Raw genomic sequence first — 1,364 nt, 5'->3', positions numbered from 1 at the left:
AGCCGAGCTCATCGAGGATGACGAAGTCGGGTCGCATGGGATGTTCGGCCAGGCGGCCCGCCTGCCCTGCACTGCCCGCGGCCTCCAGCCTGTTCACGAGAGCCACAACCTTTAAGAAGCGGACCCGGGCGCTGTTGCGGATGACGGCTGGCGCGATCGCCACGGAGATATGGGTCTTGCCGGTCCCGGTGCCACCAACCAGCACGACATTGCGCTGCTGGCTGAGGAATTCCCCGCTGGCCAGATCGCGCACCAGCGTCTCGTTGATTGGGGTGTCATCGAAGGTGAACTCCTCGATCTCCCGGGCATAGGGCAGCTTGGCGGTGGTGATCTGGTATTTGACCGACCGCGCCTTCTTCTCGTTGATCTCGGCGGCCAAAAGATCACCAACGATCTGGCGGGGTTCATGCTGACGGCGCACAGCCACCGCCATGAGTTCGTCGTAGGCGGCGCGCATGCCGTAGAGCTTCAGTTCGCCCATCGCTGCCATGATCTCTGCACGATCCATCAGCCAGCCCTCCGCAGCAGGTCATAGCGGGCACAGTCGGCCTTCGGTTCATGGGTCAGGCGCAGGGCCGGAGAGGTGAGCAGCAAGGGTGGCGGCTCCGGGTCGCGCCTGCGGGACAGGATGTTGAGGATCACATCGGCGGAGTGGACGCCCTGCGAGAGCGCTTCGGCACAGGCCTTCTGCACGGCGGGAACCCCCTCCGTCAGCACGGCGCCGAGGATCTTCACCATCTGGCGGTCGCCATCCGACGACCCCTGCAACTTGCGGCGGATCTGCTCGAGGGCGCCGGGCAGAACCCAGTCCTTGAACGGTGCGCCATTGCGCAGCGCCCCGGGTTTGCGAAGCAGGACAGGCACATAGTGCCAGGGATTGTAGATTGTCCGGTCCCGCCCGAAGTGACGGGGATGGTCCCCGACCAGCCGCCCTTCCTGCCGGATCTCGATCCGCTCCGCATAGGCCCGGATCTCGACCGGCCGCCCGACAGCCGTTGCCGCGACGGAGTATTTGTTGTTGTCGAACCGTACGAGGCAGGTCTTCGATACCGCCGCAGGCAGCGAGTGGAAGCCGTCGAAGCGCCCGGCATAAGGGACGAGGTGCGGGCGCTCTTCCTGAAAGACTTCCCAGACGGTCTTGTCCGTCAGTTCGGGATGCTTGCTGCTCCTGGCCGAGGCGATGCACTTGTCCACCAGCCAGGCATTCAGTTCCTCGTAGCTCTTGACCCTGACACGGGGTGAGAAGAACCGTTGGCGGACAGTGCCGACCTGGCTCTCCACCTGGCCTTTCTCCCAACCCGAGGCAGGGGTGCAGGCAACAGGTTCAACCAGGTAGTGGCTGGCCATCTGCAGGAACCGACGAT

At 64.5% G+C, this 1,364-nt stretch carries 1 protein-coding gene and 1 pseudogene; both read right to left on the bottom strand.

Annotation, left to right across the window (positions count from 1 at the left end; genetic code table 11):
• Positions 1-508 (bottom strand): ATP-binding protein (locus AQY21_RS27090; RefSeq protein WP_161906140.1); only part of this gene is annotated, 508 nt, incomplete at its 3' end.
• Positions 405-1,364: pseudogene (locus AQY21_RS27085) on the bottom strand (IS21 family transposase); the annotation flags it as partial. The gene AQY21_RS27090 and the pseudogene AQY21_RS27085, both read right to left, overlap by 104 nt.

This window comes from Paracoccus sp. MKU1 (assembly GCF_001447385.1).
GTDB lineage: Bacteria > Pseudomonadota > Alphaproteobacteria > Rhodobacterales > Rhodobacteraceae > Paracoccus.
Note: the sequence above shows the minus strand (reverse complement) of the source record. Positions and strands in the feature narration are given on the sequence as shown.